This is a genomic window from Campylobacter sp. 2018MI13, from assembly GCF_018501135.1.
Classification (GTDB): domain Bacteria; phylum Campylobacterota; class Campylobacteria; order Campylobacterales; family Campylobacteraceae; genus Campylobacter_E.
The window spans coordinates 1-9202 of sequence record NZ_JAHCZC010000077.1 but is presented as its reverse complement, the minus strand read 5'-3'; the positions used below and the strand labels follow the sequence as shown (position 1 = coordinate 9202).

Annotated in this window: 10 protein-coding genes; 6 read left to right on the top strand and 4 right to left on the bottom strand. The window is 28.4% G+C overall.

All coding sequences use genetic code 11. The features are described 5' to 3' along the window. Positions 1 to 114: 114 nt before the first annotated feature. Positions 115 to 669: a YceI family protein gene (locus KJQ99_RS07820; RefSeq protein WP_214119700.1), complete on the bottom strand. Its 555-nt coding sequence runs from the start codon at positions 667 to 669 to the stop codon at positions 115 to 117. Positions 670 to 762: 93 nt separating this feature from the next. Here KJQ99_RS07820 and KJQ99_RS07815 point away from each other — a divergent pair, with 93 nt between their 5' ends. The 6 genes from KJQ99_RS07815 to KJQ99_RS07790 all read left to right on the top strand — a co-directional run bounded on the left by KJQ99_RS07815 (position 763) and on the right by KJQ99_RS07790 (position 7111). After that, the gene (locus KJQ99_RS07815; protein ID WP_214118872.1) at positions 763 to 1947 is read left to right on the top strand and encodes a saccharopine dehydrogenase family protein; all 1185 of its coding nucleotides are present in this window, start codon (positions 763 to 765) and stop codon (positions 1945 to 1947) included. A gap of 114 nt (positions 1948 to 2061) precedes the next feature. After that, positions 2062 to 3513 (top strand): COG3014 family protein, encoded by a 1452-nt coding sequence (locus KJQ99_RS07810; protein WP_214150462.1) that lies wholly within the window; start codon positions 2062 to 2064, stop codon positions 3511 to 3513. A gap of 5 nt (positions 3514 to 3518) precedes the next feature. Next, entirely contained in the window at positions 3519 to 3893 is a 375-nt protein-coding gene (locus tag KJQ99_RS07805) for a DUF1425 domain-containing protein (RefSeq protein ID WP_214150461.1), read from the top strand. A 9-nt stretch (positions 3894 to 3902) separates the two neighbouring features. Continuing rightward, positions 3903 to 4523, top strand: a complete 621-nt coding sequence (gene lpoB / locus KJQ99_RS07800; protein WP_214118878.1) for a penicillin-binding protein activator LpoB — start codon at positions 3903 to 3905, stop codon at positions 4521 to 4523. Next, the gene (locus tag KJQ99_RS07795; protein WP_214150460.1) at positions 4517 to 5899 is read left to right on the top strand and encodes a DUF6844 domain-containing protein; all 1383 of its coding nucleotides are present in this window, start codon (positions 4517 to 4519) and stop codon (positions 5897 to 5899) included. The genes lpoB and KJQ99_RS07795 overlap by 7 nt, the downstream gene beginning before the upstream one ends. A 9-nt stretch (positions 5900 to 5908) precedes the next feature. Next, on the top strand, positions 5909 to 7111 hold the full coding sequence (locus KJQ99_RS07790; protein WP_214150459.1) for a hypothetical protein: 1203 nt from the start codon (positions 5909 to 5911) through the stop codon (positions 7109 to 7111). A 22-nt stretch (positions 7112 to 7133) separates the two neighbouring features. Here KJQ99_RS07790 and KJQ99_RS07785 read toward each other — a convergent pair whose 3' ends face one another. The 3 genes from KJQ99_RS07785 to KJQ99_RS07775 are packed head-to-tail and all read right to left on the bottom strand — an operon-like array spanning position 7134 to position 8890. After that, entirely contained in the window at positions 7134 to 7688 is a 555-nt protein-coding gene (locus KJQ99_RS07785) for a hypothetical protein (RefSeq protein WP_214150458.1), read from the bottom strand. Further along, positions 7689 to 8264, bottom strand: coding sequence for a Cj0814-related protein (locus KJQ99_RS07780; RefSeq protein WP_214150457.1), 576 nt, complete (start codon positions 8262 to 8264; stop codon positions 7689 to 7691). Positions 8265 to 8266: 2 nt separating this feature from the next. Further along, a complete protein-coding gene (locus tag KJQ99_RS07775) occupies positions 8267 to 8890 on the bottom strand; it encodes a hypothetical protein (protein WP_214150456.1) in 624 nt (207 codons plus the stop codon). Between the last annotated feature and the right edge of the window lie 312 nt (positions 8891 to 9202).

Here is a 9202-nt window from a genome sequence, read left to right as displayed (position 1 = left end):
AATGATAAGCTAGGAGATTTTATAGATTTTACGAAAGAATTTAAAAAAGATTTAAGCGATACAAGATTAATTGATATAAGAATTTGAAATAAAATTTCAAATTCTTAATTTTAATTATTTTTTATCAGCTTCAGCAAAAATTTGAACTTTTACTTCGTTTGCTACTAAGCCCTCATTTGTATCTTTTGCTACATCAAAATCTTTTCTTAAAAGGTCAAGATTTAGGTCAAACCCAAGTTTAGTTTTATCTCCCATTGTAGCAACACCATTGATAGCAACATCAAATGTTACTTCTTTTTTAACGCCATTTATATTTAATTCCCCTGTCATTTTTCCTTGTGTATCACTTACTTTTTCGTATTTACTCATAACAAAAGTAAGTTTTGGATTAACTTTTTCATTTAAAAAATCACTTGATTTTAAATGCTCGTCTCTTTTTTCACTATTTGTATCAACGCTTGCTACATCAACGCTTGCATTAAATACTTTAAAAGTTTTATTAGCTTCATCAAAATCTATCATCGCATCAAAACTTTTAAATTTGCCCTTAGCATTAGAAACTAACATATGTTTAACGCTAAATTCAACGCTAGTATGAACTTTATCAAGAACAAATTCACTAGCACCTAAAATACCTGCTAAGCTTAAAGCTAAAAATAATTTTTTCATAATATACTCCTAAAATAAAATAAGACTAATATAATCTCATAAAAAGATTAATCATTATCATAAATATTTTATCATAAGCTAAAAGGAGAAAATATGAAACATTTATTAATAATTGGAGCTGGTGGAGTTAGCCGTGTAGCAACCTATAAAGCAGCTGAATATAAATATTTTGATAAAATCACGCTTGCAAGTAGAACAAAAAGCAAATGTGATGAAATAGCAAGTTTTATTAAAGAGCGTTTAGGAGTTGAGATTGCAACTGCTACGATTAATGCTGATGATACAAATGCAGTTGTTAAGCTTATACAAGATATAAACGCTACGATTTTATTAAATGTGGCTTTACCTTATCAAGATTTAGCTTTAATGGACGCTTGTTCTCAAACTAAAATTCCATACATTGATACAGCAAATTACGAACATCCTGATTTAGCTAAATTTGAATATAAAGAGCAATGGGCTAGAAATAATGACTTTTTAAAAGCTGGTGTTCCTGCACTGCTTGGAAGTGGATTTGACCCAGGTGCAACGAATGTTATGTGTGCGTATGCGCAGCAATATTTATTTGATGAAATTCATACAATTGATATTATGGATTGTAATGCAGGAGATCACGGCTATGCTTTCGCAACTAATTTTAACCCTGAAATAAACTTAAGAGAAGTTAGTGCAAATGGTAGATATTGGGAAAATGGCGAGTGGATTGAGACTAAACCACTTGAGATTAAAGTTGAACACGATTATCCTGAAGTTGGGGTTAAAGATAGCTATTTACTTTATCACGAAGAACTTGAGAGCTTATGTAAAAATATAAAAGGTTTAAAAAGAATTAGATTTTTTATGACTTTTGGACAAAGCTATATTCAACATATGAATTGTCTTAAAAATGTAGGTATGCTAGGAATTGAGCCAGTTGAACATCAAGGAATGAAGATAATTCCTATTGAGTTTTTAAAGACACTTTTACCTGACCCTGCAAGTCTTGGTGCAAGGACTAAAGGCAAGACAAACATAGGTTGTATTATTGAAGGTATTAAAGATGGCAAGGCTAAAAAAGTATATATTTATAATGTTTGCGTGCATGAAGAATGCTACGCTGAAACTGGTGCTCAAGCAGTAAGCTACACAACAGGCGTTCCTGCTGCAATTGGAACATATTTAATAGCAAGTGGCAAATGGAGCGGAAAAGGTGTATTTAATATGGAAGAATTTGATGCAAAACCATTCTTTGATGAAATGAATAAAATGGGTCTTCCTATTAAAATACTAGAGCTATAAAAAAATAAACAATAATTCTTATTATTTAAGAATTATTGAATTTAAAAAAAATTAATATATATTAATTAAGTTTTTATAAAATGGCGTTTTTTAAAAATGGGGGGGGGGTCGGCGATGTTAAGAGTTTTGTTAAAAGTTTTTGTTTTAGTTTTTACTTTATTAGTATTAAATGCTTGTTCTTCTGTCTTTTTAGGCTACGAAGAAGAAAATAAAAATAAAATATATTCTTTAGATACTAAAGACTGCGAATTACTTACGAAAAAAGAGCTAAAATACTCAAAAGAAAATGTATTAGAAAAGATTAAAGACCCACTTTACAACGGCAATTATTACGGATATCAAGCATTCTTGTGTAAGTCTTATGAAGATAGTATTAAGCTATTTGATTTGGTTGAAGATGGTTATAAAGATAAAGATGAAAAAAATCTATTGTTAAAGATTGGAGAAGGAGTTTTAGAAGGTCTTTTTAATGATAATATAACTGATTATAGCGGTCAATATTATGAAAAAATGCTAACTAATACATACAAATCAATGAGTTATCTAGCTTTAGGCGAATACGATGAAGCTGGAGTTGAAATCAAAAGAGCCTTAGATAGACAAAAAAGAAATAAAGAAGAATTTGAAAGCGATATTTTAAGCGAATTAAACTACTTACAACAAAAACCTAGAGAAAGTAATGAAGTAATAGACATTATAAATAATAGTGTCCCAATTCCTGCTTATAAGTCTTATGCTAATTATTCTAATCCATTTGTTAGCTATTTTTCTGCTCTTTATTATATTTTAGATGGTAGGTCAAATAATTCTATTGATTTATTAAAAGAAGTTTATTCTCAAGAAAATGATTTGCTGTTTTATCAAGATTATGAATTAGCTAAAAACAATTTCAACACTAAAAGAATAGCAAATAAAATAAAAAAAGGAATGCAAATATCTAAAACAAATAAATATATTTGGGTAATTTATGAAAATGGTAAATCTAAATCTTTAAAAGAATTTAATCTATCATTGCCTATTGTTTTTATTAAGAAAAACGATAATGATATAGATTATAAAATTCCTTTTGGAAATGAAAAATACTCTGTTTATGCTAATCAATTAGCCGTTAGTAGTTTAGTATTTTCAATAGCAATTTTAGGAGATAGTAGCGATGCTTATCCATTTATAGTAGCGAATAATCAAAAAACAAGACTTCTAAGTGATATGGATAAAATAATAGGCGCTGAATACAAAGCTACATTAATACCTAGAATATCTAAGTCTTTTTTAAGAGCGATTACTAAAACAATGATTAGTGTAAAAGCTAATAAAGAGAATTTATATTCTGGTTTAGGTGTTGATTTGGTAAATAATTTATTAAACCATTCTGATATTAGATACTTTATAGGTTTACCTAAAAACTATCAAGCAATTAGAATTGCAAATAGTGGAAGTATAAATATTGCAAGTCCAAATTCTCAAACACTATTTTCACAAGAATTAGATATAAATAAACATTATGTAATACTTGTAAAAATTCCTACAATAGGAACTGAATATATAACAATATTTGAAGAAAGGTAAAAAAAATGAAAAAATATATCTTAACAGCTTTTGCTGTATTTTTATGTTCGTGTGCTAACAATGCAAATGTAATCAAAAACAATCAATGCTTTAATGTAAGCTATTTAGATAAAGATTTAAATAAAATTCTAAAATGCGAAGAAAGAAGCAATAATGATTTTAATAACCTAATAATTAGTATTGAACTTACTAATATAAGCAATAATGAACTAAATCTTAAATACTCACAAGATTGGTTTTATGATAATGGTATGCATGTTGATAATTTAGGTTTAGCTAAAAAAGAGCTAACACTACAACCAAAAGAAACAAAATATATAAAATTAGGTGCTCCAGCAAACGCACATAATTACAAAATAAAAATTAACAAATTTAATTAAGGAGAAAAAATGAAAAAATACTACACACTAGCTTTAGCACTAAGTTTAGGAGCTTGTGCAGCTGCACCAAGTTATGTCGTTGATGAAGTAAATAATGGCAAAAATCAGCCTGTTTCACTAGGTATTGATGATATAGATTTACAAAATGCGGCAAGAGATTTGATTAATTCTATGTTAGCAAGCCCTGTTTTTGCTACTTCAAATCCAAACGAACGCCATATTCTTGTAATGAGTAGGATTACTAATGATACAATGCAACATTTTGATACAGATATTCTTACTAAAAAAATAAGAATTGCTTTACTTAATTCTGGTCGTGTTTATGTAACAACAGCAATTGGAGCTAATGGGGCTGAGGATAATATGACCCACGCTACAAGAGAATTAAGAGATAATGACGAATTTAATCAAAAAACAATCGCTAAAAAAGGCACAATCTTGAGTGCAAATAGGTCTTTAAGCGGTAAAATAATTCAAAGAAATACTAGAATTAAAGGAACTTTTAGTGATTCTCAAAGAGTTGATTATTATTTCCAAATGACGGTTACAAATCTTGATAATGGCTTAGCAATTTGGGAAGATGAAATAAAAATTAATAAACTTGGTTCAAATAGGAGTGTAGCATGGTAAAAAAAGTATTATTAAGTTCTGTATTAGCAGGTATTTTAAGTGTTGGAGCATTTGCAGAAGAAACTAAAAATCAAGAAGTAGTTAATGAAGTAACAACACCAAAAGAAGAAAGTGTTGTAAGTCAAAATATAAAACCTTCAGTTGATGAAGTGTTGCCAATTAGCGATGAAAACAATGGCTTTGTTGATGATGAAAATGATATTTTAAGAATGATGAGTGAAGTAGCAGAACAAATAGAAGATAAAGCAAGTGGAAGAGAAGCTTTCATTTCTCCTGCTATTCCAATTCCTGTATTTAGAGAAGACCCAAAATACTATGATTATTTAGCAAGTGCTTATAGTGAAGCATTTTTAAGATTAAAAGCAAAAATCGTTATGGAAAAATACGGCATTTATCAAACAAAAGCTATTTTAAGTGGTTATGGCGATGATTTAAGTGATGCTGATATTGATAAATTAATAGAGCAAGAAATTAAAAGTCAAAAAGAAAAAAACAGAACAGCAGAAAACATTATAAATGCACTAATTAAAAAAATCGTAGGAGATGATGCTATAAAAGAACAAGAATTAATTTATAAAGCTGAAAAAATCAAAAACTCTCAAGATTTTAAAACAGAATCGCTTAAAACAGCATTTGGTGCTGTAAATGGTTTAATTCCTTATGAAAATTATATTGTAAAAGGCAAAAATGGCTATGACCAAGTTGGTCTAGTAGCTTATATATCACCTAAATCAATAGAATTAGCAGAAGCTTTAAAAGGTGGATATTTAGCAAAACCAACAGCTAAAAAAGAACAATGCAAAAATGCAAGAGAATTAGCAAATAGTATTAAAACCCCACTTTCAAAATTAGGGCTTACATTTTTCTATGATGAAAATTGCCAACCAGCATTAATTTCTTATGGTATGAAAAACTATGAAAATAAAGGTAAATTTGCAGATAGAAAAGCTGAAAACGCTATTAAAGTTGCACAAATGAAAGCAGAGCAAAATCTAGCTATGTTTATAGGAACTCAAATTAGCACAAAAGAAAGAGAAAGAACAGTTCAAAGAGCTATGGAAAAAGTAGCAGTTGAAGTTAAGAGCAAAGATGGCATTGATGAGCAAACAGGTGGTTTAGTAGAAGAAAATGCTATTTCAACAGTATTCCAAGAAAATATGAGTGCTAGTGCAAGTATGAAACTAATTGGCACAAAAATTGTAAATAATTGGAGAAAAACAAAAGGTGAGCAAGGTGTAACAGGAGTGATGGTGTATTATTCGCCTGCAAGTGTTCATGAATCAAAAAGTGGTTTAAAACCTACACAAGCAGTAACACCACCAACAAATACTTCAAAAGTAATTCGCTCTAAAAATGTAGAAGTTGATGATTTCTAGGATTAAATTATGAAAAAGATATTAATTATTTTTTTAGGCTTATTTTTAGTAAGCCTAAATGCTAAAGTAGTAACTACAACTAGCACAAAAACTGCTACCGGAGAAGGCTACGGCATTACTTATAGCGAAGCCGTTGATAATGCATTAGCACAAGCTGTTACTAAGCTAAATGGTGCATATATTAAAGCTAGTAATTCTTTTAGTCAAACACAATTAGAATCAAGTGCAGACGGAACAAACATTAATGCTTTATTTAATCAAAAAATTAGCAAAGCAACAAATGGTCGCTTTAGCTCTTTTGAAGTTATAGAAAATACAAAAACAGAAGATGGATTTAGAGTAGTCGTAAGTATTCAAAAAACAGCAGTTTCAAAAAAATACGAACTAGCCGGAATGAAAAACGATAGAAGAAAAATCATCGTAGCACCTGCTCTAAGTCCGAATAACTTTTCTTTATTAGGAAGAGATAGTGAACAAATATTAAGAGATTTAAGGTTTAAAATAGAAAGCAATATCCACAAAACTCGTAAATTTGATTTATTGGATAGACAAGCAGGAGAAGCATTAGCTGTTGAAAGAGATATAATTTTAAATGACGCAAATAAAGATGAAGCTTTAAAATTAGGTCAAAATCTAGGCACTGATTATATATTACTTTACACCATAAGCGATGTTAATACAATTAATAAAAATTACTCAATTATTGGCAGTGGTAGTAGTTCTAAAGTAAGTGTTAGTATAAATTATCAAGTTATTACATTTGCAACTAGACAAATAAGATTTGCTGATAGCATAAACCTTGATATAAAATCTAAAGATTATGATAGTATTTTAAACGATATTGCAAGCACTATTGTATTAAACACTCAAGCTGCTATTTATCCGCCAAAAATAGAAAAAATCGGCAATAATCAAGCAGTTTTTACTCAAAGCCTACCTATAAACACACAACTAGAATGCTATAAAAAAGGCGATAAAATCTATGATAGTTACACAAAAGAGCTAAACGGCTACGAAGAAATTTTTAGTGCTTTAGTACAAGTAACTAATGCAAATGCTAAAACAAGCTATGCAAAAATACTAGAAGGCAATGCAAATAAAGGCGATATTTGTAGATTTAAAAATATTGACAACAACTCTACAAGTAATGATGCAAATGGAAAAGATGTAAAAGATATAACACCGGTTCAAGGTGGTGGATTTATATTTTAAAAATAAAAAGAATTTGATTTATTCAAATTCTTTTATCATACAAATTCTTACTATCTTTATATGCCATTAAAATAGCTAATAAATCTCTTTCATCTTTGATATTTTGAATATTAATTTTGCTAAGTATTTCTTCCATACTTTCACGAGTGCTTGTGCCTTTTACTTCTATTTTTTCTCTAGGCTTTTCTTCTTCATATTCAGCTTTTATTTTTAGATATTCTTTTTTAAAATCATCTATGCTTATTTTTTCATCTGCAAATAATCTAAAAAGCCTTTCATCATCGCTAAAATTAAATCTTAAATCATCATAATATGTAAAGCTACCACTACTACTATTTATAGGATTTGCTTGCAAAAAGCTTTGTAAATCTTTTTTAATCTCTATATCAGAATGCTTTGCAAAAGCTCTTTGATAAATGCTATTTGTCTTATAATCATTTTGAACTTGCAAAAACAAGTCAAACATATCATTAGGCTTAGCAATTTGGCTAAGCTCTTTGCTTAAATCTATCTTTTTTAAATCTTTATTATTTGTATTAATGAGATTTATTTGATTTAAAGATGAGTTAATTTGCATTTATGTCCTTTTGTTTATAAACTCGGTTTCTAGCATAGATAAAACATAAGCATCATAGCTATCTTTTTGCTCTCTTAGAGATTTTACCAAGTTTGCTAAGTTTTCTTTATACACATTTAAATCGCTCTTTACTTCAATCGGTTCTCTTTTAATCTCTTTAGTATCTAGCTCTTTTGCTGCTAAATCCTTAGTAATTGCTAAAAGCCATCTAGGTTTAAATTCTTCTATGCTTAAATCACTATTTAATAAGCTTTCTAGCTCATCATTTAAGGCGATTTGCCCGTTTATTGAATTTGAATTAGTCATAATAAAGCTTAAAAGTTCGCTTAATTCATTTAAACTACTTTTATCATCAAGCCCTAATAGTTTGCCATAAATAGTAACTTCGCCATTCTTACTAACCCCACTAAAACTCTTACCCCAATTATCGTGATTATATAAATTAGAAATGCCTTTTAAATCATCAGAGCTTACTGGCTTAAAATTTAAATCTTTATTAGTTTCAGTCCTTATCTCATCTCTTAAAAATATTTGCCTTAAATCCAAAATACTCTGATTGTTATTTATGATTGTCATGATTAATATCTACCTAATACACTTTCAAACAAATCTTTATATTCATTTCTTAATTCTTTAATAATCATATTATTATTTAAAATATCACTACTATTAATTATATGAATATGATTACCATCTGCTCTTTCAACTGCAACTACATTATATTTAAATACAATAAAAGGGTTACCGTATCTATCATATTCATAGGTTTTTGTTACCTTATATCCCAATCCATATCTTTCATGATCAAAATTTTGCAGCCCTAATTTAAATTCAGTCATTCGATTAATATTTTGTTGCATAAAACTTTTAGAAGAACTATTATAAAAACAACTAATACTATCCATAGCACATAATCCTTGCGGTAAATTATGCTGATAAATTTTACCGTCAGTTGCTCTAAAATATAATAATTCACCAGATAAATGTGGATAAGCTATTGCATATGCTTCATTTCCTTGTGCATATGCATGTACCATATACCCACCACGAACTTCGCTCATTTGCTCTGGGTTTAATACCTTAACACCTAATGAATTATCACTTATAGCACCTTTGCTAATATCTGCTAATAAATCATTAGCATTAGCACTTAAGCTTAAAACGGCAACTAAAGATAAAACTTTTAATGTTTTTTTAAACATTATCTCTCCTTTGTTTAAAATAAAATCTCATAATACTTTAACTAATTTTAAATAAAACTTAATATTAAAAATATTATTAATATTTGTTACTTTTCGTAATATTTTTAAATAATTCATAATTTTAAATTCCTTTATTTCAAACTCTTTTATCATATAAATTCTCGCTATCTTTATACGCCATTAAAATAGCTAATAAATCTCTTTCATCTTTGATATTTTGAATATTAATTTTGCTAAGTATTTCTTCCATACTTTCACGAGTGCTAGTGCCTTTTACTTCTATGGCTTCGAATGGTTTTTTATCTTTAGTTT